Below are 25,666 nucleotides of genomic sequence, written 5' to 3' on the forward strand. Positions count from 1 at the left end.
ACGCCTTCCCATCCCGAACAGGACCGTGAAACGGCGCCGCGCCCATGATACTGGAGCTCCTGCCTCCGGGAAAGTCGGTCAGCGTCAGACGAACCCCTCAACAAAAACCCCCGCCGTAGACTAAAGGCGGGGGTTTTTGCGTCTACGAGTGCGCTAAACTGAAATTTCTCTCGTACAGAGGATGCTCCTATGCCTCGAATCGGCCTGGCACTCGGCTCAGGGGCGGCGCGCGGCTGGTCGCACTTCGGCGTGATCCGCGCCTTGCAGCGCATGGGCGTGTCAATCGACGTGATCGCGGGCACCTCCATCGGTGCCATCGTCGCCGCCGCTTATGCCTCGGGCCGACTCGATGCCATGCAGAAATGGGTCGAGTCGCTCACCTGGGTCGACTTTCTTTCGCTGATGGATGTCTCTCTGCGCGGTGGGGCGCTGCAGGGCGACCGGGTGATCGACTATTGCGCCGAGCATTTCTTCGCTACTCGATTCGAAGATCTGTCGATCCCTTTTGCCTGCGTGGCGACGGAGCTGACGACGGGCCGCGAAATCTGGCTGCGGGAAGGAGAGCTTCGTCCGGCGGTGCGCGCTTCCATCGGTTTGCCCGGGATGTTCACGCCAACCAAGCTGCATGGGCGCTGGTTGGTCGATGGCGGCCTGGTCAATCCCGTTCCCGTGAGCCTGTGCCGGGCTATGGGTGCGGAAATCGTCATCGCGGTCGAGTTGGGCTCCGGTCGCATGGGGCGGCATTTTCGGTTGCCCAACGGAAATGGTGGAGTGGAACGATGGAAGAACCGCTTGTTCGCCATGGTGGGAGTCACTTCCTCGGGTGATGCGGATCAGGCCGATTCCCTTCCTCCCATCGCTGCAGTACTGACCACTTCGGTCAACATCATGCAGATGCGCATCGCCCAGTCGCGTCTGGCGGGCGACCCCCCTGAGGTGTTGATTTCGCCGCGGGTGGCGGATCTGTCGATCCTCGATTTTCACCGCGGCGCCGAGGCGATCGAAGAGGGGGAAGCGGCGGTGCAGCGGGTGCAATGGCAGATCACCGAACTGTTGGAGTCCTTTCGATGAATGGTGCCGCGTTTCTCGAGGCACTCGCGGCGTGCGTGGGCAAGGCGCATGTGCGTTGCGACGAGCGCGAAATCGCCCCTTTTCTTGCCGACTGGCGCGGACGCTATCGCGGTAGGGCCTTGGCGGTGGTACAGCCGGCTTCGACCGAGGAGGTAGCAGCGGTGGTACGCTGTTGCCACTCGCATGGGGTGCACGTGGTCCCGCAAGGGGGGAACACGGGGCTCGTGGGCGGGGCGACGCCACTCGAAGAACAGGCTCCGGCGATCGTGCTCCATTTGGGGCGCATGCGTCACATCCGTGGCCTGGAGCCACAGGATTTCACGGTGACGGCCGAAGCGGGGGTGACGGTGCAGGAGGTGCAGGAGGCGGCACGTTCGGCCGGACGGCTCTTCCCCTTGTCGCTCGCCTCCGAGGGGAGTGCCACGGTGGGTGGAGTGTGTGCAACGAACGCCGGCGGGGTGCACGTGCTGCGCTACGGCACGACGCGCGATCTGGTGCTGGGCCTGGAGGTGGTGCTGGCCGACGGTAGCGTGATTTCTTCGCTCAAGGGACTGCGCAAGGACAACACCGGTTACGCCTGGAAGCCGCTCTTCGTGGGCTCGGAGGGAACCTTGGGGGTCATCACCGCGGCGACCTTCAAACTCTTCCCGTTGCCTTCGGAGGTCGTGACCGCCTGGATGGCGGTGCCGGATCCGGCGGCGGCGGTGGAGCTTTTTTCCTGGTTGCGCGAGACGGTGGGCGAGGGGCTCGAGGCGTTCGAGCTGATGGGGCGATCGGTGCTCGCGCTGGTGCTGAAACACATTCCGCAGGCAAGAGCGCCGCTGCCGGGCGAGCCGCCGGCGTGGTCGGTGCTCATCGAATTCGCCGAGGCAGGCCGAGGAGTGCAATTGCCGGAGCGGGTGGAGCGGGCGCTTGCCGCAGCCATCGAACGCGGCTGGGTGCTGGAGGCGGTACTCGCGGCCAATGAAGCGCAGCGCCAGGCGTTGTGGGCGTTGCGTGAGAATGCCTCCGAAGCGCAGCGTTACGAAGGGTTGAGCTTCAAGCACGACGTCTCTCTGCCGATCCGGGCGCTGCCGGAGTTCATCGCCGAGTGTGAGGCGCGCCTGCGCCGGCATTGGCCCAGTGTGACGGTCGTCTGTTTCGGTCATCTCGGTGACGGCAATCTGCACTACAATGTGTTTCCCACGGGAATCGAACCCGCCCAATGGCCGCTCATCGAGTCTCGGCTCTCGGAGCTGGTACATGATACGGTGGCCGAATTCGGCGGTTCGATCTCGGCCGAGCACGGCATAGGGCGACTCAAGGCCGATTTGCTGCCGCGCTACAAGTCCGAGGCCGAGCTCTCTTTGCTGCGCCGACTCAAGGCGGCGCTCGATCCCGAGAATCTGTTCAATCCGGGCAAGGTCGTGCGTGGCGGCGACCGCCCAGCCAGAGAGGAAACATGACGCCGACGATCAAGGAGATCCTTGCGCCGCTGCAGCCGGACATGGCGCGCACCGACGAGGTGATCCGGCGTGAGCTGCATTCGGACGTGGCGTTGGTGCGCCAAATCGCCGATTACATCATCGCCGCCGGCGGCAAACGCTTGCGTCCGGCGCTGCTCTTGGCCGTGGCCCGTGCCTTGGGCTACGAAGGATCGCACCACGCCACCCTTGCCGCGGTGGTGGAATTCATCCATACGGCCACCCTGCTGCACGACGACGTCGTGGATGAGTCCGATCTTCGCCGCGGGCGTGAGACGGCCAACGCCGTCTTCGGCAACGCGGCGGCGGTGCTGGTGGGCGACTTTCTCTATTCCCGCTCGTTCCAGATGATGGTCTCGGTGGGTAGCATGCGGGTGATGGCGGTGCTCGCCGAGGCGACCAACGTCATCGCCGAGGGGGAGGTGCTGCAGCTGATGAACCAGGGCAACCCCGACACCACGCTCGAAGACTATTTCCGCGTGATCGAGTACAAGACCGCCAAACTCTTCGAGGCGGCGGGCCGTCTGGGGGCCATCCTTGCCGGGGCTGCGCCCGAGGTGGAAGAGGCGATGGCGGCCTTCGGCCGGGAACTGGGCTGTGCCTTCCAGATCGTCGACGACGTGCTCGACTATGCGGCCGATCCGGCGGTGTCGGGCAAGAACGTGGGCGACGACCTCGCCGAGGGGAAACCAACCCTGCCGCTGCTGCACGTGCTGCATCATGGCACGCCGGCTCAGGCGAGCCTCATCCGGCAGGTGATCGAGCAAGGAGGGAGAGAGCATCTTTCCGCGGTGCTCGAGGCGATCGCCGAAACGGGGGCGCTGGAAGCCTCGCGTCGCGTCGCCGAGCGCTACGCCGCGACGGCAAAGACGCGACTCGCGTGTTTGTCCCCTTCCCAATTCCAGGAATCATTGCTACAATTATCAGACTTCGCGGTGAATCGTTCTGCATGAATCGCGAAACGTCGGGGAATAGCTCAGCCTGGTAGAGCACTGCGTTCGGGACGCAGGGGCCGGAGGTTCGAATCCTCTTTCCCCGACCACCCTCTTGTCTCATCTCCCGCTAAAGCCTTGAATCACCTGCCCGACGGCGTCTAGCCCGTCGGCGAAGGCCTGTTGCAGCAGCGCCCCCACCGGGCTGAGGCTCATGAGGAGCGCCAGGAACCCCACGGTAATCGTTATCGGAAAGCCAATCGCAAAGAGATTGAGCTGTGGGGCGGCGCGCGTGAGTACGGCGAGCGCGATGTTGGTGAGCAGCACCGCAGCGGTGATCGGCAGCGACAGCAGGAAAGCAAGCGCAAAGAGCGTTACCGGATAGCGCAGCAGCACACCCATTCCTTCTTGCCAGGCGACGGCGCCACCCACCGGGATCCACGCGAAACTGGTCACCACGGCGTGCACCAGCATGAGATGCCCGTCGAGGGCGAGAAAAAGGAGGGTCGCCACCACTCCGAAAAATTCGTTGAAGACGGGGGTCTGCGTCCCTGCCGTGGGGCTGTAGAACACCGCGAACGACAATCCCATCTGAAAACCGATCAGGGCCGCGGCGAGGTCGATGGCGGCGAAGACGAAACGCAGGATGAAGCCGAAGGCGACGCCGAGGCCGAATTCCGCCGCCACGACGGGGTAGATCAGCCAGGAGTCGAGCGGGATCGGAGGAGCGGGCGGCAGCACCGGCGCGACGGCCACCGTGATCGCCAGCCCCAGCACCAGGCGGATGCGGGTGGGGAGCGCCCGGTTGGAAAATACCGGGGCGACGGCGAGCAGGGCGAGGATGCGCACCGCCGGGAAGAAATAGGCGCTGATCCACGCCGACCATTGGGCTTCCGTGACCGTCCACATCGCCTCAGAGCCCCTGAATGAATCTGCTGCGCGGCCCGATTGCTTCGTTGCGCGGTGCTCGCTCCTCGCCTATCTGTCTGATATGTCTCGTCGCTGCGCTCCGTGTGCCTCGCATTCGAGCCGCTCGCGATGATTTCTTCACGGGCTCTCAGCCGATGAGGGTGGGCAGCGCCGTGAGCAGCCGCGTGAGGTAGTCGGTGATCGTCTGTCCCATCCAGGGTCCCATCACGATGAGGGTGACGAACACGGCCACCAGTTTGGGTACGAAGGTGAGCGTCATCTCGTTGATTTGGGTCGCGGCCTGGAAGACGCTCACCAAGAGCCCCGTCACCAGCGCGGCGATGAAGGGCGGGGCACACAGCAATAGGGTGGTGACGACGGCGTCGCGGGCGAAATCCATCAGGGTGGGAACCATGGTTTTTCCTTCAGGGGAGTGCGAAGCTCTTGACGAGCGAACCGATGAGCAGGGTCCATCCGTCGACGAGTACGAAGACGAGGAGCTTGAAGGGGAGCGCGACGATCACCGGCGACATCATCATCATCCCCATCGACATCAGTACCGAGGCGACCACCATGTCGATGATCAGGAACGGCAGGAAGACGACGAATCCGATCTGGAAAGCCGTCTTGAGCTCGGAGGTGACGAAGGCAGGGACGACGACGCGCAACGGCAGCTCCTCGGCCTGCTCGACCGGAGGCGTCTTGGCCAGATCGGCAAACAGGGTGAGATCGTTGTCGCGTATCTGCGCGAGCATGAATTTTTTGGTCGGAACCGCGGCGCGTTCCATCGCCTGGGCGAAATCGATCTTGTTCTCCTGCAATGGCTGCCAGGCTTCGGTATAGACGCGCTCGGCCACCGGCGCCATGATGAAAAAAGTGAGAAAGAGCGCGAGTCCGATCAGCACCTGGTTGGGGGGCGAGGTCTGGGTGCCGAGCGCCATGCGCAGCAAGGAGAGTACGATGATGATGCGGGTGAAGCTCGTCATCATCAGGATGGCGGCGGGAATGAAGGTGAGCGCCGTGAGCAGCAGCAGCGTCTGCACCGTGAGGGAATAGTTCGTGGCGCCGCCGCCGGCCGGCGTGGCGGTGGCGAGCGGCAACCCCTGAGCCCAGACGAACGAGGGTATCAGGAGGGCAGCAAAACCGAGCAAGGCGATGAGCCTGTGCCGCGATCTCATTGGTTTGCTCCTTGCTTCGCGGCAGGAGGGGGAGAGGGTGGGTCGGTGTTTTCTTCATCGATCGCCGCAGCGAGCCGATCGGCGAAGGAAGAGGGGTGATCGGGCAGGCGCTGTAAGAGCGTGATGGTGTTGGGGGTGACGCCGAGGAGCAGCCGAACCCCTTCGGCTTCGAGCAGTACCACACGCTCTCGCGTGCCCACGGCGATCGCGCCGAGGATGGAGAGCCCCACGCGCCCGCCTTGACGACGCTGCAAGCGGCGCAAAGTGGCAAAGGCTGCCCAGAGGGCGATGGCGGTGATGCCGAGGCCGAGGGCGAGCTGGGTGATGGGGTGGATCCAGTCTGTGGTCATTTTCAGGGCTCCTGACGATAGGATGGCAGAAGTGGGTAGGAGCGATGGTGCGAAAAAAAGGGCAAAAGCCGGTGTGTTCGTGATTTTGCCGAAAAACCGTCTTCTTTTGCGCCAACCGACGTGCTTCTTGGTAGAATCTTCGTATATCCGTTCCTAGGGATGGGATCATGGCGGTCGAACTCTACAACGACGGGAATCATATCTGCTTGGCGTTCTACGATCTGGTCGACGAGCAGGGGGAGCACGCCGTACAGTGCAACCAGTTCCTCATCATCGACAATGGCCATGCGGCCCTCATCGACCCGGGCGGGAACATGACCCATACCGGTTTGCTCATGGGCATGAGCCGTTACTGCCGGCCACAGAACGTCGATTACATCTTCGCGTCGCACGCCGACCCGGACATCATCGCTTCGGTGAACAAGTGGATGGTGACCACGCACGCCAAGGTGTTCATCTCCAAGCTGTGGACGCGTTTCGTGCCGCACTTCACCACCGGCAAGGATTATTCTTCGCGCATCATCGGCATTCCCGATCCAGGCATGCGCATTCCACTGGGCAAGAGCGAGATCGTGGCCGTGCCGGCGCATTTCATGCACTCGGAAGGCAACTTCCAGTTCTACGATCCCATCGCCAAGATCCTCTTCTCGGGTGACTTGGGCGTGTCACTGGTCGACCACGAGCAGGCGGCCAAGCCTGTGGAGGATTTCGACCGCCACATTCCCAAGATGCAGGCGTTCCACCAGCGGTACATGATTTCCAACAAAATCCTGCGCTATTGGGCCAACATGGCGCGCCAGCTCGACATCGAGATGCTGGTGCCACAGCACGGGCAGCGTTTCGTCGGCAAGGAGATGGTGCGCCGTTTCATCGACTGGATCGAGACTTTGCCCTGCGGCATCGACCTCATGACCCAGGACGCTTATCGCATCCCGCTCTGAAAACGCCAAAGGCGGGCGTACGAAGGCCGACGGAAACGCCATTCCGTCGGCCTTCGTTTTTTTCAGCGTTTGGTGCGGCGGATGCGTTCGAGGTAGCGGGCGTTGTCGGGCGGAAGGCGGTCGCGCTGGGCTTCGTGCAGGGTCTCGCCCAGGGCTTCGAGCACGTCGTGCAAGGCTTCGTGGAGGTCTCCACGCACGGCGAGCCGTTCCTGCCAGGCAGCGCGGATGCCGGGGGGTTGGTCGATGGAGAGCTGTTCGGCGATCGCCAGGTGCAGCGACAGGTGCAGGAAGGGGTTGAGGCCGCCGTCTTCGGGGGTGTAGTCGCGCGCGAGCGCCGCCTCGTCTTCCAGCAGAGGGAAATACTCCGGGTGCAGAGCGATCACGTCGGCGGCCATCGCTTCGATCGGTTCGAGCGGCAGCTGGTCGCGCCATTTGCGATAGGCTTGGGCGAAGAAGCGCCGCACGTCTTCACGGCTGGGGGTGAACATCGGCGTCCTCCTGGCGATGATGGGCCTTGTGCGGCCAATGGCAGAGATCTTGGACCGGGCAAACGTCGCAGCGCGGCGCACGGGCGGTGCAGGTGTAGCGGCCGAGCAGGATGAGCCAGTGGTGCGCATGCCGCCGAAAGCGCGGCGGCACGCGCGCGGTGAGCGCTTCTTCCACGGCCCGGACGGTTTTGCCCGGGGCAAGCCCGGTGCGGTTGGCGACGCGAAAGATGTGCGTGTCGACGGCGATCACGGGGTGCCCGAAGAGGGTGTTGAGCACCACGTTGGCGGTCTTGCGCCCCACGCCGGGCAGGGATTCGAGGAAGGCCCGGTCGTCCGGGATCTCGCCGCCGGTGGTCTCCAGCAGCCGGCGGGAGAGCTCATGGAGGTGTTTCGCCTTGCTGCGGTAGAGGCCGATGCGGCGGATGTGCCGGGCGATGCCTTCTTCACCCAGCGCGACCATGGCGCGTGCATCCGGCGCGACGGCGAAGAGGGTGCGAGTGGCTTCATTGACGCTCTTGTCGGTGGCCTGGGCCGAGAGGACGACCGCGGCGAGCAGCTGAAAAGGGGTGGCGTATTCGAGTTCGGTCGTGGGGTGAGGATCGAGCGCGGAGAGCCGTTCGAAGAAGGCTTCGATTTCCTGCGGCGTCATCGGCGGGGCGGGGTCGGCGGCTGCCGCTTCTCCTGCCCCGCGTCGCTTGCGCTGGCGGCGCAGCGGAAGTGCCGCCTCATCCGATCTTTCAGGCACCTGGTCCTCCGTTTTTTCTCGCGGTCCGGGCACGTTCGAGAGCAGCCGCCACGAGCGCACGTTTGAGCTGGTCGGCGGAGGCTGCGATCGGGGCCGGGCGGAGGCGCTTGCGGGGGTCTTCGCCGCGCGCGAGCCGTGCCTGGCGGCGCAGGAAGCGCGCGCGCGAGGCGCTCGCCTCGGGGAAGGCGGGCGCGGGCAGCAGGACGATGCAGTCGACCGGGCAGGGGGGCAGGCACAGGCCACAGCCGGTGCATTCGTCTTCGATCACCGTGTGCATGCGCTTGGGCGCGCCGAGGATGGCATCCACCGGGCAGGCTTGCAGGCACAGCGTACAGCCGATGCACTCCGCTTCGACGATGCGGGCGATCTGAGGGGCTTGCGGCGGGCCGACTTCGGGGTCGAGCGGCGTGGCGGGCACGCCGAGCAGGCTCGACAAGCGGGCGATGAGCTCGTCCCCGCCCGGAGGACAGCGATTGGGCGTGGTTTCGCCGGCGGCGAGCGCCTCGGCGTAGGGGCGGCAAGCCGGGTAGCCGCAGCGGCGGCATTGGGTCTGCGGCAGCAGGGCGTCGATCTCGTTGGGGGTGGGCATCGTGTTTGCGTCGCAGGGCCAATGCGGCGTCGACCGTTGGGGCCAGGAAGGGGTTCCCAGCCCCAACGGGTGCGGACGCGAAGATCAGCCGTCGTAGCGCGCTTCGAGCGCGGCGATGGCCGGCAGTTTCTTGCCCTCGAGGAATTCGAGGAAAGCGCCGCCGCCGGTGGAGATGTAGTCGATGTCCTTTTCCACGCCGAACTTCTTGATCGCGGCGATGGTGTCGCCACCGCCGGCGAGCGAATAGGCTTCGGAGTGGGCGATGGCGGAGGCGAGCATCTTGGTGCCGCCGGCGAACTGGTCGTATTCGAAGACGCCCAGCGGCCCGTTCCACACGACGGTACCGGCGTGTGCGACGATGTCGCAGTAACGCGCGGCGGTCTTGGGACCGACGTCGAGGATGCGGTCGTTCGGCCCGACTTCGTCGACCGGGACGCGGTTGGCACGGGCAAACGCCGAGACTTCGTCGGCGACGACGACGTCGACGGGCAAGGGGACTTCGGAGCCGCGCGCGGCCATCATATCCATGATCGCTTGCGCTTCGACCACGAGTTCGGGTTCGGCGAGCGATTTGCCGATGCGCTTGCCCGTGGCGAGGAGGAAGGTGTTGGCGATGCCGCCGCCGACGATGAGCTGGTCGACTTTCTCGGCGAGCGACTTGAGGATGGTGAGCTTGGTCGAGACCTTGGCACCGCCGACGATGGCCACGAGCGGACGCTTGGGATGTTCGAGGGCGCGCGAGAGCGCCTCGATCTCGGCGGCCATGAGGAGGCCGGCGCAGGCGACGGGGGCGAAACGGGCGATGCCCACCGTGCTCGCTTCCGCCCGGTGCGCAGTGCCGAAGGCGTCGTTCACATAGACGTCGCACAGGGCAGCGTACTTGCGTGCGAGTTCCTCGTCGTTCTTCTTCTCGCCGACGTTGCAGCGCACGTTTTCGAGCAGCACTACTTCGCCCGGCTGAACGGTGAAGCCGCCATCGACCCAGTGCTCGATGAGCGGTACCGGACGGCCGAGGAGTTCGGAGAGCCGCTCCGCGATGGGAGCGAGTGAGTCTTCCGGCGTACAGGCGCCTTCCTTGGGTCGGCCGAGGTGGGAGGTGACCATGACCTCGGCGCCTTGCTGCAGGCAGTATTCGATCGTCGGGATGGAGGCGCGGATGCGGGTGTCGTCGACGATGCGCCCGGTTTCGTCTTGCGGCACGTTGAGGTCGGCGCGGATGAAGACGCGCTTGCCGCGCAGATCGACGTCCTTGAGGGTCTTGACGCGCATGGCAGGCTCCTCAGGCGCAGGTGGCGAGCGCCTTGGCGGCGTCGAGCATGCGGCAGGAATAGCCCCATTCGTTGTCGTACCAAGCGAGCACCTTGACGAGCGTGCCCTCTATGAGGCGGGTTTGCGTCGCGTCGAAAATGGAGGAGTGGCTGTCGTGATTGAAGTCGCAGGACACGAGCGGGTCGTCGTTCACCGCGAGGATGCCCTTGAGCGGACCGGCGGCGGCCTGGCGCATCAGCTCGTTGATCTCGTCCTTGCTCGTGGGGCGGCTCGCGGTGAAAGTGAGATCGACGAGTGAGACGTTGAGGGTGGGCACGCGTAGCGCGAAGCCGTCGAATTTGCCCGCGAGCGCCGGCAGCACCAGACCGACGGCTTTGGCCGCGCCCGTCTTGGTGGGGATGATGTTCATCGCCGCGGCGCGGGCCCGGCGCAGGTCCTTGTGGCGCGCGTCGATGAGCTGCTGATCGAGCGTGTAGGCGTGCGCCGTGGTCATCAGGCCGCGTTCGATGCCGATGTGTTCATGGAGCACCTTGGCCACCGGCGCGAGGCAGTTGGTGGTGCAAGAGGCGTTCGAGACGACTTGCATCTCGGGGCGCAGGATCTGGTGGTTCACGCCATAGACGATGGTGGCGTCGACGTCGTCGCCCCCGGGCGCGGAGATGAGCACTTTCTTTGCGCCTTGCTGCAGGTGGATCTGGGCCTTTTCCTTGGTGGTGTAGGCGCCGGTGCATTCCAAGAGCACGTCGACGCCGTGTTCGCCCCACGGGGTCTCGAGGGGGTTCTTGGTCGAGTAGAAGGGGATGCGGTCGCCGTCGACGATGAGCGTCTTGTCGCCCTCGGTGGCCACGGGGAAGGGGAAACGGCCGTGGGTGGTGTCGTATTTGGTGAGGTGCGCGTTGGTGGGCAGGTCGCCCGAGGCGTTGATCGCCACCACTTCGAATTCGTCGCGCCGCCCCAGCTCGTAGAGGGCGCGCAGGGTACAGCGGCCGATGCGGCCGTAGCCGTTGATCGCGATGCGGATTTTGCTCATGGATCGCTCCTTGAAGGATGAAAAACGGGATCAGCGCGACAGCAGCAGTTTCGCCCGGGCGACGACGTGATCGACCGTGAAACCGAAGAACTCGAAAAGGCGCGGCGCGGGGGCCGAGGCGCCGAAGCGGTCGATGCCGAGCACGTCGCCGTGGCCACCGACGTAGCGCCACCAGCCATCGCCCGAGCCGGCTTCGATGGCGAGCTTGGGCACGTCCGGTGGCAGCACTGCGGCGCGGTATTCGGGGGGCTGGGCGTCGAAGCGCCGCGTGCAGGGCAGGGAGACGACGGTGGCGGCGATGCCGGATGCGGCTAGCGTCCCTTGGGCGTCGAGCGCGAGCGCTATCTCCGAGCCGGTGGCGATCAGGATGAGATCGGGGGCGCGCTTGGCTTCCCGCAGCACGTAGCCGCCGCGCCCGATCGCTTCGATCTGCTGCGGCGAGCGTTCGATGAAGGGGAGGTTCTGGCGCGACAGCAGCAGGGCCGAGGGGCCGTCGGTGCGCTCGAGCGCGAGGCGCCAGGCCACGGCCGTTTCGACGCTGTCGGCCGGACGCCAGACGTCGAGATTGGGGATGAGGCGCAGCGAGGCGGCGTGTTCGATGGGCTGGTGCGTGGGGCCGTCCTCACCCAGGCCGATGGAATCGTGCGTGAGCACGAGGATCTGGCGCTGGCGCATGAGCGCGGCCATGCGAATGGCGTTTCTCGCGTAGTCGGAGAAGACGAGAAAGGTGCCGGTGAAGGGGATGTGGCCGCGATGCAGCGCGATGCCGTTGGCGATCGCCACCATGCCGAACTCGCGCACGCCGTAGTGAAGGTAGTTTCCCCCTTCTTCAGGCGTGACGGGGTGGGCGCCGGGCCAGTCGGTGAGGTTGGAACCGGTGAGATCGGCCGAGCCGCCCAGCAGCTCCGGCAGGATCTTGGCATAGGCGGCGATGGCGTTCTGGCTTGCCTTGCGCGTGGCGATGTGTTCGCGCCGGGTGACGGTGGCGCGGATCACCTCGTCGGCCAGTTCCGGCCAGCGCAGGGGCAGCAGCCCGGCGACGCGGCGCTCGAATTCGTCGGCGAGTTCCGGATAGACCCGGCGATAGGCTTCGAAGCGCTCAAACCAGGCGGCCTCGCGCTCGCGGCCGGCTGCGCGAGCATCCCATTGGGCGTAGATCTCGTCGGGGATCTCGAAGGGGCCGTAGGGCCAGCCGATCGCCTCGCGCGCGGCGGCGATCTCGGCCTCACCCAAGGGGGCGCCGTGGACGTCGCTCGTGCCTTGCTTGTGGGGGGCGCCCGCACCGATCACGGTGCGGCAGACGATGAGGCTGGGGCGCTCGGTCTCGGCCTTGGCGAGCGTGATGGCAGCATCGATCGCGCTCATGTCGTGCCCGTCGATCGGCTCGATCACGTGCCAGCCGTAGGCACGGAAGCGCGCGGCGGTATCCTCGGTGAACCAGCCTTGCACCTGGCCGTCGATCGAGATTCCGTTGGAATCGTAGAGGACGATGAGCTTGCCCAGTTTCCAGGTGCCGGCCAGTGAACAGGCTTCGTGCGAGATGCCTTCCATGAGGCAACCGTCACCCACGAAGACGTAAGTGTGGTGGTCGACGATGGTATGCCCCGGGCGATTGAATTCATGCGCGAGGAGTTTTTCCGCGAGTGCCATGCCAACGGCGTTGGCTAGCCCCTGTCCGAGCGGGCCGGTGGTGGTCTCGACGCCGGGGGTCTCGCCGTATTCGGGGTGCCCCGGGGTCTTGCTGTGCAATTGCCGGAAACGCTTGAGCTCATCCAGCGAGAGGTCGTAGCCGGTGAGGTGCAGCAACGCGTAGAGGAGCATGGAGGCGTGCCCGTTCGAGAGCACGAAGCGGTCGCGGTCGCACCACTGGGGATTGGCAGGGTTGTGCTTGAGGTGCTTGCGCCACAGCACCGTGGCCATCTCGGCCATGCCCATGGGGGCGCCGGGATGGCCGGATTTCGCCAGTTGCACCGCATCCATGGCGAGCGCGCGAAGCGCGTTCGCGAGCGGGCTGAACGTGCGCGGCAGGCGCGAGGCAGACTGTGTCATCCGTTCGATCGTCCAGCGGGGAATGAGCCGCGATTATCGCGCAAAACCCGTCGGGCGCGAACCATTGGGGGAAACGTCGGGATGGTTGGCGGCAGGCGGGACCTGCTGGTGTAGGAGGAGGAATGCTGCGGTTAGGACGAAGGCATCGGTTTTCGTCGGGTCCATGGGGATCATTCCATCTCAAAAGCGAAGAAGCGGCGTTACAATGGCGGGTATTCACTCGTCGTCCGTCGCGAAGCCAAGGCTGCGGCGGCGGAGCTTTTTGGATGAAAGACATGGGCGTGACCCTGCAGCAGTGGATCGATTTCCTCGACATCGATCAGGAAATCATCGACACGTTGCGCGATTTCTTCCCCATCCTCGCACCGCGCATCGACCGCGTCAGTCACGCTTTCTACCGCCGGGTCCTCAATTCTCCCGAAGCGATCAAGCTCTTCGCCGACGAGGATTCGGCGAACCGTGCCTTGGCCCATCAGAAGCGGCATTGGCTCGAGTACGTCTTCGCCGGACGGTTCGACCGTGACTACGTGGAAGCGGCCTTGCGCATGGGTAAGACCCACCAGCAGCGAGGGGTGGATCTGCGCCTCTTCTCGGGTGCCTACGCCGTCGTGCTGAGCGAGGTCAATGCCATTGTCATGGAAAATGTGCCTGATCCGCAGCGGCAGAAACGCGTCCTGCGGGCGGTCAATTTCGCCGTCTTCCTCGACTTGGGATTCGTCGCCTCGGTGTATTACGATGCCTATACCGATGATCTTGCTTCGATGGCGAAGGACCTGACGGTGAGCCTCGCGCGTGCCGGCGAATATCGGGATGCCGACACGGGCGAGCATATCCACCGCATGGCCAAGATGTGCGCCGCCGTGGCGCGTCACCTGGGCAAGGATCTGCGTTGGGTGGAGCAGCTCGAAGCGGCCAGCCCCTTGCACGACGTGGGCAAGATCGGCATCCCCGATGCCATTTTGCTCAAACCCGGTAAACTCACCGAAGAAGAAATGTCGGTCATGCGGCGTCACTCCGAAATCGGCACCGACATCATCCCTGATAATGACCACGAAATTTTGCAGATGGCCCGCCGCATCGCGCTCACGCACCATGAGCGCTGGGACGGTACCGGTTATCCGGCGGGGCTGCGGGGCGAGGAAATCCCCCTGGAGGGGCGCATTGCCGCCGTGTGCGACGTCTACGATGCGTTGCGCTCGCAGCGGCCCTACAAGCGGCCGTGGTCTCATGAAGAAGCGGTGGAATACCTGAAGCAGAGCCGCGGCACGCAATTCGATCCCGCCGTCGTGGACGCCTTTCTCGCCGCTCTGCCCGAGATCGAAGACATCTGGTGCCGCTACGGCGAAACGCCTTCCGCTTCGAGTAGCGGGGCATCTTGAAAAGACCATCACGCAGCCGCCATTCAGGGCGCTCGGCGCTCCTGTCCGGTGCGCGTTCCCTCTGAAGTACGTTTCAGCCGCCGGGTGCCAACGCCTTGAGCGCGAGCCGGATGCCGGTGGCCGTGTCGCTTTGCGGCGGAAGCGCCGACACGGCGCGTAGCGCCTCGCGCTCGGAATAGCCGAGCGCGAGGAGCGCGGCGACGATCTCGGCGCGTATCGCCTCTTCCGGTGAATTGGCCGGGTGCGGAGCGGAGCCGGCGGGTACGGCCGTGCCATGGCCGGTGGGAAGCAGCGCTCCGGTCTTGTCCTTGAGCTCGAGCAGCAGGCGTTCGGCGGTTTTCTTGCCGATGCCGGGAATCTTGACGAGCCGTCCGCCGTCTTGCAGCAGCACGGCTTCGCGCAGCTCGCGCACGCTCAGGCCCGAGAGGATGGCGAGCGCCGTACGCGCGCCGATCCCTGCGATGCGGATGAGCTGGCGGAAGGCGTGGCGCTCTTCTTCCGTGGCAAAGCCGTAGAGCTGGTGCTCGTCCTCACGCACCAAGAGATGGGTGCGCAGCGTCACTTCCTGGCCGATCGCCGGTAAGGTGTAGAAGGTGCTCATGGGTACGAGCAGCTCGTAGCCGACGGCGCCGGTGTCGACGAGGATCTGGGGCGGGGTTTTCTCGCGGACGATGCCGCGCACGAGTCCGATCATGCGTCGATCCACAGGGTGAGGGTGAGCACTGCGCCGTAGCCGACGGTGGCTGCGAGCGTGCCGGTGATGGCCGGACGCAGCCGTGCCGGATCGCTCGCATGCCGCTTCAGCTGGGCGGAGGCAGGAACCAAGGCGAGCAGCGGCAGCAAGGCGGCGCCCGTCGCAAAGGGGATCGCGCCGGCGGCCATCAGGCCGAGGTGCCAGCCGGCGGCGCACAGCCCCAGGAGCGGCAAGCCGTGTGCGGCACGCGCCGCGCCGAGCCGTACGACCAGCGTGCGCTTGCCGGCCGCCGCGTCCGCCCGGGCGTCGGGAAACTGGTTGACGTAGAGAATGGCCGCGACCAGGAGCGCGTAGGGCAGGCCCACGAAAGCAGGCACGGGAGAGAGTCGGCCGAGCTGGACGTAGTGCGTGCCGACGATCACCAGCAGCCAGGCCGCGGTAATGACGACTTCCCCCAGGCCGCGGCCGGCGAGCCGCAAAGGGGGCGCGGAATAAGCCCAGCCGAGCAGCAGGCCCGCGAGGCCGATGGGCACGAGCAGCGGCCCGCTGGTGAGGGTGAGCGCGAGCCCCGCCGGTACCACCGTGGCAAGCGCTCCATAGCCGAGCCAGGCGGTTTCCCGCGCCGTGAGCACTTCGTTCTGGATGAAGCGCGAGCCGCCGGTGAAGGGGTAGAGCCGGTCGCGATTGAGCCCGTCGGTGTCGCGGTCGTGGTAGTCGTTGATGATGTTGGCGCCGGCGTGCGCCACCAGGGCGAAGACGAGGGTGGCCAGCGCCGCCCAGGGCCGTAGCGCCGCACCCTCATGGGCCGTGAGCGCGAGCCCGAGCAGCACTGCGATGAGGGTGACCACGAGGAAGGCCGGGCGCGTGGCGAGCAGCCAGACGATGGGACGGCCGCGCAGGCGGGCGTCGGGTTCGAGCGGAAGCGAGCGGGCGGGCATCGGCACGGTCTCACAAAAGCACGATGTCGTATTGCTCCTGCGTGTAGCAGGTGTCGCTGCGCAGCGAGATCTCCTTGCCGATGAAATCCGACAGCATCGCCAGCGCCTGCGACTGTTCTTCCAGGAAGAGGTCGACCACGGCGGGCGAGGCGAGGATGCGGAATTCCTTGGCATCGGCGAATTGGCGCGCCTCGCGCAGGATCTCGCGCAGGATGGCGAAGCACACCGTCTCGGCGCTCTTGACGAAGCCGCGTCCCTCGCACATCGGGCAGGGCTCGCACAGCTGCTGCATGAGGGATTCGCGCGTGCGCTTGCGCGTCATCTCCACCAGTCCGAGCTGGGTGAATCCGCTCACCGTGATCTTGGTGTGGTCGAGCGAGAGCGCTTTCTTGAACTCTTCGAGCACGCGCTCGCGGTGCTCGGGGTTGGTCATGTCGATGAAATCGACGAGGATGATGCCGCCGAGATTGCGCAGCCGCAGCTGCCGCGCGATCGCCTGCGCCGCTTCGAGGTTGGTCTTGAGGATGGTCTCGTCGAAATTGCGCGCGCCCACGAAGGCGCCGGTATTGACGTCGATGGTGGTGAGCGCTTCGGTCTGGTCGAAGATGAGATAGCCCCCCGATTTGAGATCGACTCGGCGCGACAGGGCTTTTTCGATCTCTTCCTCGACGTTGTAGAGCTCGAAGAGCGGCCGGTCTCCGCGGTAGTGCTCGATGAGGGGGGCAACCTGGGGGGTGTAGGTCTCGGCGAAGGCCAAGAGCCTCTGGGCGTTTTCGCGCGAATCGACGCGGATGCGTGCCGCCTCGCCGTCGACGAAGTCGCGCAGCACGCGCAGCGCCAGATCCAGGTCTTCGTGGATCAGCGAAGGAGCGCGGCGGCGAAGGGCCTCTCCCTGGATGTCGGCCCACAGGCGGCGCAAATAGGCGATGTCGGCGGCCAGCTGCTCGTCGGTGGCATTCTCGGCATTGGTGCGCACGATGTAGCCGCCGCTCTCCTCGGGCGGCAGCAGCGCCGTGAGCCGCTCGCGCAGGGTCTCGCGCTCGCTCTCGCCCTCGATCTTCTGTGAGATGCCGATGTGGTTTTCCTGGGGGAGATAGACGAGATAGCGCCCCGCCAGGCTGATCTGGGTGGTGAGTCGCGCCCCTTTGCTGCCGATGGGGTCCTTGAGCACCTGGACGGTGATTTCCTCGCCTTCGGCGAGCAGGCGCTCGATGCGCGGGGGCGATTCGGGGTGACGCTCGGCCTGCCACAGGTCGGTGATGTGGAGAAAGGCGGTGCGCTCCAGGCCCACGTCGACGAAGGCCGACTGCATGCCCGGCAGCACGCGCACGATGCGGCCACGATAAATGTTGCCCACCAGGCCGCGGTGCGCCAGGCGCTCGACGTGCAGTTCCTGTACCACGCCCTGTTCGACCACGGCCACCCGAGTCTCCTGCGGCGTGCAGTTGATGAGGAATTCTTTGCTCATGGGAAGGGAGGATAGCCGAAAACGGACAACAAACGCGCGGTCTCGTAGAGCGGCAGACCGACGATGCCCGAAGCGCTGCCCTCGATGCGCTCGATGAACGCGGCCGCGCGTCCTTGGTAGGCATAGGCACCGGCTTTGTCCCAGGGTTCCCCAGTGGCGAGATAGCGTTCGATGTCCTCGCCCGCGAGCGCGGTGAACCAGACGCGGCTCGTCGAAGCGGCTGCCTGCGTGCGGGTGCCGTCGGTGAGCGCCACGCCCGTGTGCACCTCGTGCATTCGGCCCGAGAGGCGGCGCAGCATGTGCCGGGCCTCGTCGGCATCCCGCGGCTTGCCTAGGATCAGTCCATCGATGCTCACCGTGGTGTCGGCGCCCAGCACCAGTCCGGGCGGCAGCGCCAGCGCCTCGCGCCGTCGCCAGCCGGCTTCGGCCTTGGCCCGGGCGAGCCGCAGGACGTAGTCCCGCGGCGCCTCGCGCGCAAGGGGCGTTTCGTCGACCCATTCGCCCTCCAGCGGAATCACCCGGGCATCCCAGCCGAGCTGGGCGAGGAGCTCACGGCGGCGGGGGCTTTGCGAGGCGAGGTAGAGCGGCGCAAGCTGCTTCACCATCCCAGGGCTACCCCTTCGCGGCGCGGATCGGCCGCCCCTTGCAGCGCCCCGTCGGGGGCGCGGATGACGGTGGCGATGCCGCTGGGCTGGGGGCGGCGCACGATTTCGTGCCCTCGCGCCCGCAAGCCTTCGACGAGCGCCGCCGCAGGGGTAGGGTGGCCATCTTCGATCCAGGTCTGGGGGCGGTTGAAGGCCCCGACGCGGATCTGCGCCGCCGCCGCGTAAGGGTCCAGCCCCCAGTCGAGCTGGGCCACCAGCGTCTGGGCCACGTAGGGGATGATGGCCGAGCCGCCGGGCGAGCCGGTGGCGATCTGCCATTCGCCCAGACCCCCGTCGGGAGCGCGGGTGAAGACGAGCGTCGGCGCCATGGAGCTGCGCGGACGCTTGCCCGGCTCCAGCCGGTTGGCCACTGGCATGCCATCGGCGAACGGCTCCCAGGCGAAATCGGTGAGCTCGTTGTTGAGGAAGAATCCGCCCACCATGCGAAAGGAACCGAAGGCCGATTCGATCGAGGCCGTGAGCGCGACCACGTTGCCTTCCGGATCGACCACGGTGAGGTGGGTCGTGCCGTGCTCCTCGATTTCCGGGCCCACAGCGTACTGCGGCGCTGCGGCGAGCGGCGTTCCGGCCGGTGCCATACCGAGGCTGCGCTCGTCCTGGATGAGCCGGGAGCGTGCAGCGAGATAGTCAGGGTCGAGCAAAGCGGCGACCGAACCGCCGGGCAGGGGCACGAAGTCGGGATCGGCCACGTAGCGGTCGCGGTCGGCAAAGGCGAGCCGCTCGGCCTCGGTGATCCAGTGCGCCGCCTGGGCATCCGGCAGTCCGCCTTCCGCACCGGCTGCCGGCGGATGCTGCGCGAGGGGGAAACGTTCGAGCAGGCCCAGGATCTGCCCCACGGCGAGGCCGCCGGAGGAAGGAGGACCCATGCCGCACACCCACCAGGCGCGATAAGGGGCGCATACGGGCGGACGCTCGATCGCCCGATAACGCGCCAGATCCTCGTCGGCGAGCTTCGACGCCGTGAGCGGCGTGCCGTCGGCGCCGCGGCTTGCGTGCGCCCGTGCCACCAGGGCGTGCGCGAGCGGCCCCGTATAGAAGGCATCCGGTCCGGCGCTCACCAGTTCTTTCAGCGTGCGGGCGTAGGCCGGATTGGAGAGGATCGTGCCCACGGCTTTTACCTGGCCTGCGGGAGTGAGCAGATAGGCGCTGGCCTCGGCGTCGAGTTGCAGCCAGCGGGTGAGCGGCTTGGCTACCGCCGCCAGTCGTGGCGAAAGGGGGAATCCTTGCTCGGCCAGCCGGATCGCCGGGGCGAAGAGTTCGGCCCAAGGGCGACGCCCCTGTTCGGCATGCGCGCGCTCGAGCAGTCGCACCAGGCCCGGCGTGCCGATGGAGCGGCCGCTCGCGCGCAGGGCGTCGAAGCGCTCGGAGGCGGGTGTGTCGGCCGTGAGCGGCAGGGGCGGGGAGGGATCGTCGGGAGCGAGGCGCACCAGGTCGGACGGATCGGCGGCAAGCGGGGCCGTTTCACGGCCGTCGTAGCTCGTCAGGCGCCGCGCCTTGGCGTTCCAAGCGAGCAAGAACCCCCCGCCGCCGAGTCCGGCCGATTGCGGTTCGACCAATCCCAGCACGGCGATCGCCGCCACTGCGGCATCCACGGCATTGCCGCCGCGCAGGAGGACTTCGCAACCGGCCGCGGTGGCCAGAGGGTTGGCAGCGACGATCATTGCCCGTGACGAGCGCACTGGGGGCTTGGGTGTATAGCCGCTCGCGGCTTCGGGCGCTCCGTCCGTCGGCCGCGAGGCGGACTCGACCGCTGCCGGCAGCGGGTCGACGGCACAAGGCGTTGGCACCGCCGTACCGGCTGGCGCCATTTCCGAGGCCAGCAGGAAGGTCAAGGCGAGCAGGGAGAACTTGACATGGCGTATGGCCACGCTTGCGCGCCTGCGCCGCCCGCCGGAGGCTGGGCAGGGGGCGCTCTTCACTGCTGCGTCTCCAGCATCTTACGGAAGTAAGCGAGTGAGGAGAGGAAGAGCACCGTGCCGATCACCGCGAGCGCCGCAAACTGCGGCCAGACCACGTCGAACCCCGCACCGCGGTAGAGGATGCCCTGGGCGAGCATCACGAAATGCGTGTTCGGTGCGAGCAGCATGATGTCCTGGACGAATTGCGGCATGCTCTCGCGTGGCGTCGTCGCTCCGGAGAGCATCTGCAAGGGGAGCAGGATGAGCATGAGCAGCAGGCCGAGCTGTGGCATGGAGCGTGCCATCGTGCCCAAGAATATGCCCATCGCCGTGGTGGCGTACAGATGGACAGCGGTTCCCGCCACGAAGAGTGGTACCGAACCCTGCAGCGGCGCGCCGATCCAGTAATGCACCACGAAGATGAGCGAAAGCGTCGCGGCGACCAGGACGACCAGCCCCATCGACCAGATTTTGCTCAACATGATCTCGAGTGCGGTGACCGGCATGACCAAGAGGTGCTCGATCGTGCCATGTTCGCGCTCGCGGATGAGCGCTGCGCCGGTGAGCACGATGGAGAGCATCGTCACTTCGTTGATGATGCCCATGATGCCGCCGAACCAGGATTTGTTCAATTCCTGGTTGAAGCGGATACGCAAGCTGAGCTCCACGGGCTGGCGTTCCTGCGCCTTGTGGCGAGCGACGTAGGCCGCGATCTCTTCATTGACGATGGTCTGCACGTAGCCGCTGCCGGTGAACGCCTGGCTCATCCGGGTGGCGTCGACGTTGAGCTGGATCGTCGGTTTCTTGCCGGCCATCACGTCGCGCTCGAAATCCGGCGGGATGTCGAGCGCGAACGTATCCAGCCCTCGGTCCATGCGCGCGTCCATCGTGGCGGTGTCGATGCGCTCCGGCGGCAGAAAATACGGCGGATAGAGGGCATGGAGGATGCGTTCGGAGAGCTGCGAACGATCCTCGTCCACCACGGCGATCGGCGCCTTGTTGAGCGTTTCGGGAATCGACGTGGCCTGCGAATGGATGGAGAAAGTGAAGACATAGAGGATCAGCACCAGCAGCACCGGGTCGCGTCCCAGACTGTAGAACTCTTTGATGCCGAGATGCCAGACGTGGGACCAGCGCACGGTTCAACGCTCCTGTTTGCGCAGCAGTGCCGCCGACAAGCCAAAGAGGATGGGCCAGGCGAGCGCGAGCGGTACGAAGGCGTCGGTGAGATCGCGGAAGTGCAGCGCTTTCGAGAACGTACCGCGGGAGATGACCACGAAGTGGGTGGTCGGATAGATTTCGCCGATCAGCCGACCTCCGCCCTCGAGCGAGGAGACCGGATCGATGAGGCCCGAGAATTGCGTCGCCGGCAGCAGTGTGAGCACCGCCGTGGCGAAGACCGCCGCGATCTGGCTGCGCATGAAACTCGAGATCAATATACCCAAGGCGGTCGAGGCCATGACATACAAGATTGCACCCAGGAACAGCGCCAGGTAGCTTCCCTTGACGGGCACGCGAAAGACGAATTCGGCCAGCGCGAGCAGCAGCACGAAGCTGAGGAGGGAGAGAATCACGTAGGGGATTTGCTTGCCGAGGAGGAATTCCATCCTCGTCGTCGGGGTGACATAGAAGTTGGTGATCGACCCCAGTTCCTTTTCGCGTACGATCGCCAAGGCGGCGAGCATCGCCGGAATGAGCATCAGTAGCAGCGGGATGACTGCGGGTACCATCGAGACGATGCTCTTCACGTCCGGGTTGTAGCGGAAACGGATCTCGATCGTGGCCAGCGTCGGGTCGGGCAAGTGACGTTCGCGCGCTTGTGTCTGGAGCCACTGCGCGTGAATGCCCTGGACATAGGCACGGATCGTTTCCGCGCGCGAAGGCATCGCCCCGTCGATCCACGCTCCGACCTCCACCGGTTTGCCGTGCGCGAGGTCGCGTGCAAAGCCCGGCGGGATCTCGACCGCCAGACCCAGTTTGCCCGAGCGCATTCGCCGGTCCATTTCTTCGTAGTCGGCGATCGGAGGCTGCTCGCTGAAATAGCGCGAACCGGCCAGATTGAGGGCGTACGACTGGCTCAGCGTGGTCTGGTCGCGATCGAGGACGGCGAAGGTCAGATCCTCCACGTCCATGGTGATGCCAAAGCCCATCGCCAGCATCAAGATGGCGTTGCCCACCAGCGCCAGCGACAGGCGGATCGGGTCGCGACGCAGTTCCAGAGCTTCGCGCACCAGGTAGCTCAGCATCCGGCGCAGGCTGAAAAAGGAGGTGGTGTGCGTCGTTCCCCGCACCGGCGCTTTTTCGGTCAGACCCGCCGTGCGTTTGCGTTCTTCGCCGCTCATGGCGGTCGACCCTTGGGTATCGTCGGCCTGTTGCCCCTCTTGTGCAGCCCGTTCCAGATGGTCGATGAAGGCCGCTTCGAGCGACTCGTGACCGCCCTCGCGCACGATCTCGGCCGGCGCTCCCGTGACGAGCACTTTCCCGGCATGCATCAGCGAGATGCGGTCGCAGCGCTCCGCCTCGTTCATGAAATGGGTGGAGATGAAGATCGTCACGCCGTCGCGGCGCGACAGTTCGAGCAAGAGGTTCCAGAACCCGTCGCGCGCCACCGGGTCGACCCCCGAGGTCGGCTCGTCGAGGATCAATATTTTCGGTCGATGGATGACGGCGGCCGCGAGCGACAGCCGCTGCCGATGTCCCAGGGGCAGTGAAGGGGGAAGGGCGTCGATGATTCGCGAGAGTCCGAAGCGCTGCACCACTTCCTGGACGTAATCGGCGATCTTCTCCTTGGGGATGCCGTAGAGCCGCGCGTGCAGCTCGAGGTTCTGCCGCACCGTGAGCTCGTCGTAGAGCGAAAAGGACTGCGACATGTAGCCCACTTGGCGGCGCGTATCGATGTCGCGCGGGTCGACTTCCTTGCCGAAGAGCCAGGCCTTGCCCTCGGTGGGCGTGAGCAGCCCCGTGAGCATCTTCATCGTCGTCGTCTTGCCGCAGCCGTTCGAGCCGAGGAAGCCAAAGATCTCGCCGCGGCGGATGCGGAAGCTCACGTGGTCGACGGCGGTGAAGCTGCCGAAGCGCATCGTCAGGTCTTTCGCTTCGATGGCGACCTCACCGTCACGGTCGGCGGGCAGCGGCGTGATTTCGACAGGCCGATGGCCGCGGCGTTTTTCTTCCGGCAGCAGCGCGATGAAGGCCTGGTCGAGCGTCTCGGTGCCGGTGCGCTCCAGCAATTCGTGAGGCGCGCCGGTGGCGAGCACCTTGCCGGCATCCATGGCGATGAGCCAGTCGAAACGCGCCGCTTCCTCCATGTAGGCGGTGGCCACGAGCACGCTCATGCCTTCGCGCGTGGCGCGAATCTCATCGATGAGGGCCCAGAACTGGCGCCGCGACAGGGGATCGACGCCGGTCGTGGGCTCGTCGAGGATCAAGAGCTCGGGATCGTGGATGAGGGCGCAGCACAGGCCGAGCTTCTGCTTCATGCCGCCCGAGAGCTTGCCGGCGGGACGGTCGAGAAAAGGGAAGAGTCCCGTGGCGCGGGTGAGCTGCTCGATGCGCCGTTTGCGCTCGGCCGCGTCGTGGCCGAAGAGGCGGCCGAAGAAGTCGATGTTCTCCGCCACGGAGAGCGTCGGATAGAGGTTCTTGCCCAAGCCCTGGGGCATGTAGGCGATGTTGGGACAGACCCGCAATCGGTGGCGAGGGTCGGCCATGTCTCCGCCCAGCACCCACACCTTGCCCTGCTGGATGGCGCGCGCTCCGGAGACGAGCGCCAGCAGGCTGGATTTTCCCACCCCGTCGGGGCCGATGAATCCGACGCGGCAGCCGGAAGGGATGTCGAGGTCTACCCCGTCGAGGGCGCGAGTCTTGCCGTAGACCAGACTCACCCCCTGCAGCCGTGCGACCGGCTCACGCATCAGGGCACCTTCACTTGGAGGTGGGCGGGCCAGTCACGCTGGGGATCGAGCTTGAGATAGGCCATGCCCGGCAAGCCCGTCTTGACCTGAGGCAGGTGCTGGCGCAGCAGATCCGGGTCGATGCTCGCCTTGACCCGGAACATCAGTTTCTGCCGCTCTTCGGCCGTTTCCACCGTTTTGGGCGTGAATTGCGCCACGTCGGAGACGAAAGTCGCCGTAGCCGGGATCACGTACTGGGGGAAAGCATCGAGCACGAGGCGAACCTCCGAGCCGATCGCCACTTTGCCGGCGACTTGCGTCGGCAGGAAGAAAGTCATGTAGACGTCGGAGAGGTCGACCACATTGAGCACGGCACCGCCGGCGGCCACCACCTCGCCGGGCTGCATCACGCGGTACTGCACGCGGCCGCTGCGCGGCGCCTTGAGCTGGCTGTCATCGATGTCGGCCTGGATGCGCTCGATGCTTGCCTGCGCCGCGGCCACCTGGGCTTCGGCCGCGGCGATCGCCGAGCGTGCCTGCACCACCGCAGCCTGCGCCGCCCGCACCTGGGCGCGGGCCGAGACCACCGCGGCTTCGCCTGCCGTCACTGCGGCCGCATCCTGGTCGAGCTTGGATTGGGCCGCCATCTTGGCCTGGGCAAGCTCTCTGGTGCGCGCGAGCTGCTTGCGGTTGTAATCGAGGTCGGCCAGGCGCTGCGCCACCACCGCTTCGGCCGCCGCCTGATCGGCCTCACGCTGGGCGAGCGTGCCGCGGCTCGTCTCCAGGTCGCGCTTGGCGCGTTCCCACTGCGCCTGCGCCTCGCGCAATTGGGCCTCGAGCACGCTGGTATCGATCTGGGCCACGATCTGCCCTTCAGTGACGAGATCGCCCTCATCCACGGTGATGGAGGCGATGCGCCCGGCGATCTTGGCGGCAATGTTGACATCGGTCGCCTCGATCCGGCCGTTGCTCGATACTAGCCCGTCGTGTTGGCGCGAAGGTTCGACGCGCAGCCAGATCCAGAATCCAAGCGCGATGAGAAGCAGGATCAAGCCGATACGCGTGAGCCAAGGCTTCAGGGAAGTGTTCATGGACATGCCTGTAAAAAGGAAGGAGAGACGGCGATCGTCATGGACATGGCAAGGGTGCCGGCGTGATGGGTTCGTTATATAGCGGCATTCCGGGAGCGTCAACCCCGAGTCCTTTTTTCCTGCCGTCACGGCGTTGACATTCGCCCCAAATTCGTACACAATGCCGCTTCTTGCGGAGGGGTACCCAAGCGGTCAACGGGAGCAGACTGTAAATCTGCCGGCTCAGCCTTCGTAGGTTCGAATCCTACCCCCTCCAAGTGAATACGAAACCGGCTGCGGGTGTCGAGCGGGTGTAGCTCAATGGTAGAGCAGAAGCCTTCCAAGCTTAAGACGAGGGTTCGATTCCCTTCACCCGCTCCAGTTCGTCGGGCATTGCCCATGTAGCTCAGTGGTAGAGCACTCCCTTGGTAAGGGAGAGGTCACGTGTTCGATCCACGTCATGGGCACCAACCCTTACTGCGCCGTCGGCTGGGCCGTCGGTAGGCAGATTCGAGACGATAGGGGTCTTTCATGGCAAAAGCGAAGTTTGAGCGCACGAAGCCGCACGTGAATGTGGGCACGATCGGTCACGTGGACCATGGGAAGACGACGCTGACGGCGGCGCTGACGACGGTGCTGTCGAAGTACTA

The 25,666-nt window shown here is 65.7% G+C and carries 24 protein-coding genes, 4 tRNA genes and 1 rRNA gene; 11 read left to right on the top strand and 18 right to left on the bottom strand.

Annotation, left to right across the window (positions count from 1 at the left end; all coding sequences use genetic code 11):
- The 5 genes from rrf to EPD82_RS11055 form a co-directional block, all read left to right on the top strand.
- Positions 1-90, top strand: a 5S ribosomal RNA gene (rrf, locus tag EPD82_RS12505); the annotation flags it as partial.
- 99 nt (positions 91-189) lie between these two features.
- Positions 190-1,071: a patatin-like phospholipase RssA gene (rssA, locus tag EPD82_RS11040; protein ID WP_141056671.1), complete on the top strand. Its 882-nt coding sequence runs from the start codon at positions 190-192 to the stop codon at positions 1,069-1,071.
- Positions 1,068-2,516: an FAD-binding oxidoreductase gene (locus tag EPD82_RS11045; protein WP_141056672.1), complete on the top strand. Its 1,449-nt coding sequence runs from the start codon at positions 1,068-1,070 to the stop codon at positions 2,514-2,516. Before rssA ends, EPD82_RS11045 begins: the two co-directional genes overlap by 4 nt.
- Entirely contained in the window at positions 2,513-3,487 is a 975-nt protein-coding gene (ispB, locus tag EPD82_RS11050; protein WP_206202283.1) for an octaprenyl diphosphate synthase, read from the top strand. Before EPD82_RS11045 ends, ispB begins: the two co-directional genes overlap by 4 nt.
- A 12-nt stretch (positions 3,488-3,499) precedes the next feature.
- Positions 3,500-3,576: transfer RNA gene (locus EPD82_RS11055), tRNA-Pro, on the top strand.
- A 10-nt stretch (positions 3,577-3,586) separates the two neighbouring features.
- Here the strand turns inward: EPD82_RS11055 and fliR are convergent.
- From fliR to EPD82_RS11075, 4 genes are all read right to left on the bottom strand, one after another.
- A complete protein-coding gene (gene fliR / locus EPD82_RS11060; protein ID WP_055423413.1) occupies positions 3,587-4,375 on the bottom strand; it encodes a flagellar biosynthetic protein FliR in 789 nt (262 codons plus the stop codon).
- A gap of 148 nt (positions 4,376-4,523) precedes the next feature.
- Positions 4,524-4,790, bottom strand: coding sequence for a flagellar biosynthesis protein FliQ (gene fliQ / locus EPD82_RS11065; protein WP_055423414.1), 267 nt, complete (start codon positions 4,788-4,790; stop codon positions 4,524-4,526).
- A gap of 10 nt (positions 4,791-4,800) precedes the next feature.
- Positions 4,801-5,553 carry a flagellar type III secretion system pore protein FliP gene (fliP, locus tag EPD82_RS11070; protein ID WP_055423415.1) on the bottom strand — a complete coding sequence of 251 codons (753 nt, stop codon included), beginning with the start codon at positions 5,551-5,553 and terminating at the stop codon, positions 4,801-4,803.
- Positions 5,550-5,903 (bottom strand): FliO/MopB family protein, encoded by a 354-nt coding sequence (locus tag EPD82_RS11075; protein ID WP_141056673.1) that lies wholly within the window; start codon positions 5,901-5,903, stop codon positions 5,550-5,552. The genes fliP and EPD82_RS11075 overlap by 4 nt, the downstream gene beginning before the upstream one ends.
- A gap of 167 nt (positions 5,904-6,070) precedes the next feature.
- Between EPD82_RS11075 and EPD82_RS11080 the strand changes: the two genes are divergently transcribed.
- Positions 6,071-6,844, top strand: coding sequence for an oxygen-binding di-iron domain-containing protein (locus EPD82_RS11080; RefSeq protein WP_055423417.1), 774 nt, complete (start codon positions 6,071-6,073; stop codon positions 6,842-6,844).
- 62 nt (positions 6,845-6,906) lie between these two features.
- On the opposite strand, the gene EPD82_RS11085 is transcribed toward EPD82_RS11080, so the two are convergent.
- From EPD82_RS11085 to tkt, 6 genes are all read right to left on the bottom strand, one after another.
- Positions 6,907-7,332 carry a DUF1841 family protein gene (locus EPD82_RS11085; protein WP_141056674.1) on the bottom strand — a complete coding sequence of 142 codons (426 nt, stop codon included), beginning with the start codon at positions 7,330-7,332 and terminating at the stop codon, positions 6,907-6,909.
- Positions 7,313-7,981 carry an endonuclease III gene (nth, locus tag EPD82_RS11090; RefSeq protein WP_141056685.1) on the bottom strand — a complete coding sequence of 223 codons (669 nt, stop codon included), beginning with the start codon at positions 7,979-7,981 and terminating at the stop codon, positions 7,313-7,315. Before nth ends, EPD82_RS11085 begins: the two co-directional genes overlap by 20 nt.
- Positions 7,982-8,069: 88 nt before the next feature.
- Complete coding sequence (locus EPD82_RS11095; RefSeq protein WP_141056675.1) at positions 8,070-8,666, bottom strand: RnfABCDGE type electron transport complex subunit B; 597 nt, start codon at positions 8,664-8,666, stop codon at positions 8,070-8,072.
- A gap of 84 nt (positions 8,667-8,750) precedes the next feature.
- A complete protein-coding gene (locus EPD82_RS11100) occupies positions 8,751-9,935 on the bottom strand; it encodes a phosphoglycerate kinase (protein ID WP_141056676.1) in 1,185 nt (394 codons plus the stop codon).
- Positions 9,936-9,945: 10 nt separating this feature from the next.
- Positions 9,946-10,965, bottom strand: a complete 1,020-nt coding sequence (gap, locus tag EPD82_RS11105; RefSeq protein WP_055423422.1) for a type I glyceraldehyde-3-phosphate dehydrogenase — start codon at positions 10,963-10,965, stop codon at positions 9,946-9,948.
- Positions 10,966-10,995: 30 nt separating this feature from the next.
- A complete protein-coding gene (tkt, locus tag EPD82_RS11110) occupies positions 10,996-13,014 on the bottom strand; it encodes a transketolase (RefSeq protein ID WP_141056677.1) in 2,019 nt (672 codons plus the stop codon).
- Between the two features lie 266 nt (positions 13,015-13,280).
- On the opposite strand from tkt, the gene EPD82_RS11115 reads away from it, so the two are divergent.
- A complete protein-coding gene (locus EPD82_RS11115; RefSeq protein ID WP_170210833.1) occupies positions 13,281-14,393 on the top strand; it encodes an HD domain-containing phosphohydrolase in 1,113 nt (370 codons plus the stop codon).
- Between the two features lie 73 nt (positions 14,394-14,466).
- Here EPD82_RS11115 and ruvA read toward each other — a convergent pair whose 3' ends face one another.
- Genes ruvA through EPD82_RS11155 form a run of 8 tightly spaced genes read right to left on the bottom strand, consistent with a single transcriptional unit; the run spans position 14,467 to position 25,037 of the window.
- Positions 14,467-15,087, bottom strand: a complete 621-nt coding sequence (gene ruvA / locus EPD82_RS11120) for a Holliday junction branch migration protein RuvA (protein WP_055423425.1) — start codon at positions 15,085-15,087, stop codon at positions 14,467-14,469.
- Positions 15,084-16,025 (bottom strand): prenyltransferase, encoded by a 942-nt coding sequence (locus tag EPD82_RS11125; protein ID WP_055423426.1) that lies wholly within the window; start codon positions 16,023-16,025, stop codon positions 15,084-15,086. The genes ruvA and EPD82_RS11125 overlap by 4 nt, the downstream gene beginning before the upstream one ends.
- Positions 16,026-16,035: 10 nt before the next feature.
- Positions 16,036-17,493, bottom strand: a complete 1,458-nt coding sequence (gene rng, locus EPD82_RS11130; protein WP_055423427.1) for a ribonuclease G — start codon at positions 17,491-17,493, stop codon at positions 16,036-16,038.
- Entirely contained in the window at positions 17,490-18,098 is a 609-nt protein-coding gene (locus EPD82_RS11135) for a Maf family protein (protein WP_141056679.1), read from the bottom strand. The genes rng and EPD82_RS11135 overlap by 4 nt, the downstream gene beginning before the upstream one ends.
- On the bottom strand, positions 18,092-20,026 hold the full coding sequence (locus EPD82_RS11140) for a gamma-glutamyltransferase family protein (protein WP_206202285.1): 1,935 nt from the start codon (positions 20,024-20,026) through the stop codon (positions 18,092-18,094). Before EPD82_RS11140 ends, EPD82_RS11135 begins: the two co-directional genes overlap by 7 nt.
- Before the next feature lie 47 nt (positions 20,027-20,073).
- Positions 20,074-21,195, bottom strand: a complete 1,122-nt coding sequence (locus tag EPD82_RS11145) for an ABC transporter permease (protein ID WP_141056680.1) — start codon at positions 21,193-21,195, stop codon at positions 20,074-20,076.
- 3 nt (positions 21,196-21,198) lie between these two features.
- Positions 21,199-23,967 (bottom strand): ribosome-associated ATPase/putative transporter RbbA, encoded by a 2,769-nt coding sequence (gene rbbA / locus EPD82_RS11150; RefSeq protein WP_141056681.1) that lies wholly within the window; start codon positions 23,965-23,967, stop codon positions 21,199-21,201.
- Complete coding sequence (locus EPD82_RS11155) at positions 23,967-25,037, bottom strand: HlyD family secretion protein (protein WP_141056682.1); 1,071 nt, start codon at positions 25,035-25,037, stop codon at positions 23,967-23,969. Before EPD82_RS11155 ends, rbbA begins: the two co-directional genes overlap by 1 nt.
- A 174-nt stretch (positions 25,038-25,211) precedes the next feature.
- Between EPD82_RS11155 and EPD82_RS11160 the strand changes: the two genes are divergently transcribed.
- From EPD82_RS11160 to EPD82_RS11175, 4 genes are all read left to right on the top strand, one after another.
- Positions 25,212-25,293: transfer RNA gene (locus tag EPD82_RS11160), tRNA-Tyr, on the top strand.
- Positions 25,294-25,323: 30 nt separating this feature from the next.
- Positions 25,324-25,397, top strand: a tRNA-Gly gene (locus tag EPD82_RS11165).
- 14 nt (positions 25,398-25,411) lie between these two features.
- A tRNA-Thr gene (locus EPD82_RS11170) sits at positions 25,412-25,486 on the top strand.
- Between the two features lie 61 nt (positions 25,487-25,547).
- Positions 25,548-25,666, top strand: a 119-nt coding sequence (locus EPD82_RS11175; protein ID WP_141056683.1) for a GTP-binding protein, incomplete at its 3' end; no start/stop codon positions are given.

It is taken from the genome of Tepidiphilus succinatimandens (assembly GCF_006503695.1).
Classification (GTDB): Bacteria; Pseudomonadota; Gammaproteobacteria; order Burkholderiales; family Rhodocyclaceae; genus Tepidiphilus; species Tepidiphilus succinatimandens.

What these genes read in the sequence shown, in the direction of transcription:
- gap (WP_055423422.1), bottom strand. Translation starts at nt 10,965, where the DNA reads ATGAGCAAAATCCGCATCGCGATCAACGGCTACGGCCGCATCGGCCGC.
- fliR (WP_055423413.1), bottom strand. Translation starts at nt 4,375, where the DNA reads ATGTGGACGGTCACGGAAGCCCAATGGTCGGCGTGGATCAGCGCCTAT.
- EPD82_RS11045 (WP_141056672.1), top strand. Translation starts at nt 1,068, where the DNA reads ATGAATGGTGCCGCGTTTCTCGAGGCACTCGCGGCGTGCGTGGGCAAG.
- EPD82_RS11115 (WP_170210833.1), top strand. Translation starts at nt 13,281, where the DNA reads ATGAAAGACATGGGCGTGACCCTGCAGCAGTGGATCGATTTCCTCGAC.
- EPD82_RS11155 (WP_141056682.1), bottom strand. Translation starts at nt 25,037, where the DNA reads ATGAACACTTCCCTGAAGCCTTGGCTCACGCGTATCGGCTTGATCCTG.
- EPD82_RS11135 (WP_141056679.1), bottom strand. Translation starts at nt 18,098, where the DNA reads ATGGTGAAGCAGCTTGCGCCGCTCTACCTCGCCTCGCAAAGCCCCCGC.
- rbbA (WP_141056681.1), bottom strand. Translation starts at nt 23,967, where the DNA reads ATGCGTGAGCCGGTCGCACGGCTGCAGGGGGTGAGTCTGGTCTACGGC.
- nth (WP_141056685.1), bottom strand. Translation starts at nt 7,981, where the DNA reads ATGACGCCGCAGGAAATCGAAGCCTTCTTCGAACGGCTCTCCGCGCTC.
- rng (WP_055423427.1), bottom strand. Translation starts at nt 17,493, where the DNA reads ATGAGCAAAGAATTCCTCATCAACTGCACGCCGCAGGAGACTCGGGTG.
- EPD82_RS11100 (WP_141056676.1), bottom strand. Translation starts at nt 9,935, where the DNA reads ATGCGCGTCAAGACCCTCAAGGACGTCGATCTGCGCGGCAAGCGCGTC.
- ruvA (WP_055423425.1), bottom strand. Translation starts at nt 15,087, where the DNA reads ATGATCGGACTCGTGCGCGGCATCGTCCGCGAGAAAACCCCGCCCCAG.
- fliP (WP_055423415.1), bottom strand. Translation starts at nt 5,553, where the DNA reads ATGAGATCGCGGCACAGGCTCATCGCCTTGCTCGGTTTTGCTGCCCTC.
- EPD82_RS11075 (WP_141056673.1), bottom strand. Translation starts at nt 5,903, where the DNA reads ATGACCACAGACTGGATCCACCCCATCACCCAGCTCGCCCTCGGCCTC.
- EPD82_RS11080 (WP_055423417.1), top strand. Translation starts at nt 6,071, where the DNA reads ATGGCGGTCGAACTCTACAACGACGGGAATCATATCTGCTTGGCGTTC.
- ispB (WP_206202283.1), top strand. Translation starts at nt 2,513, where the DNA reads ATGACGCCGACGATCAAGGAGATCCTTGCGCCGCTGCAGCCGGACATG.
- tkt (WP_141056677.1), bottom strand. Translation starts at nt 13,014, where the DNA reads ATGACACAGTCTGCCTCGCGCCTGCCGCGCACGTTCAGCCCGCTCGCG.
- EPD82_RS11125 (WP_055423426.1), bottom strand. Translation starts at nt 16,025, where the DNA reads ATGCCCGCCCGCTCGCTTCCGCTCGAACCCGACGCCCGCCTGCGCGGC.
- rssA (WP_141056671.1), top strand. Translation starts at nt 190, where the DNA reads ATGCCTCGAATCGGCCTGGCACTCGGCTCAGGGGCGGCGCGCGGCTGG.
- EPD82_RS11085 (WP_141056674.1), bottom strand. Translation starts at nt 7,332, where the DNA reads ATGTTCACCCCCAGCCGTGAAGACGTGCGGCGCTTCTTCGCCCAAGCC.
- EPD82_RS11095 (WP_141056675.1), bottom strand. Translation starts at nt 8,666, where the DNA reads ATGCCCACCCCCAACGAGATCGACGCCCTGCTGCCGCAGACCCAATGC.
- fliQ (WP_055423414.1), bottom strand. Translation starts at nt 4,790, where the DNA reads ATGGTTCCCACCCTGATGGATTTCGCCCGCGACGCCGTCGTCACCACC.